The following is a 794-nucleotide window of genomic DNA, read 5'->3' on the forward strand; positions in this document are numbered from 1 at the left end:
CAGTCGGAGCAGGAAGCGCATCGTCAGTCGTCGACGGAGACGGCTGTGGTGGATGCGCTGCTCGAGGCGCGGTGTCAGCTGGCGGGTCTTCCGGATGGGGAGGTCGTGGTCGCGTTGCGGGAGTTGGCGGCTCGTCGGCGCGTGGTGGATGCGGCGTTGGTGGAGGTCGCTGGCGAGTTGCTGCGGCGGGAGGATGAGTCGCCGCGGGCGGAGTCGGTGGCGCGGAAGGCGGGGTTCCGGAACCTGACGGTCATGGTGGAGCAGGTGCTCGCGGTGCGGCCGTTCGAGGCGTCGACGCTGGTGCGGGTGGCCGCGGCGACGCGGGAGCGGATGAGCGTCACGGGGGAGCCGATCCCGGCGAGGTATCCGGCCGTGTCTCGGGCGGTGGGGTCGGCGGTCATGTCGATCGCGCAGGCGTCCGCGATCACGAAGGGCCTGGATCACACCGGGAACCGCGCGGAGGTCGACGAGGTGGCGCGGGCCGAGGTGGAGCTGGTCGCGTCGGCGTGCGGGGTGAACCCGGAGGACGAGCAGCCAGCAGTACCGAAGGTGTTGGAGGTGCAGGCGGCGACGTGGGTGTCGTATTTGGACCCGGATGGTGACGAGCCGCGGGCCGACAAGATCGCCGAGGAGCGCGGGCTGTGGATCTCCCGGCGCAGTGACGGCGCGGTCACCGGGAAGTTCGTGGCGACGCCCGAGCAGGGCGAGCAGCTGCTGTCGGTGTTCGACGCGCTGCTCTCGCCCCGGCGGAGGGTGGAGTTCCCGGCGGCGTCTGAGTGCGGGGAACCCCTCGC

General features: G+C 71.8%; 1 protein-coding gene. It reads left to right on the top strand.

The annotated features are described in order from the left end of the window. Positions 1-48: 48 nt before the first annotated feature. On the top strand, positions 49-794 hold a 746-nt coding region (locus C5C17_RS18285; protein WP_219820544.1), incomplete at its 3' end, for a DUF222 domain-containing protein.

Origin of the sequence: Pseudoclavibacter sp. RFBA6 (assembly GCF_002931575.1) — a bacterium.
Classification (GTDB): Bacteria; Actinomycetota; Actinomycetes; order Actinomycetales; family Microbacteriaceae; genus Pseudoclavibacter; species Pseudoclavibacter terrae.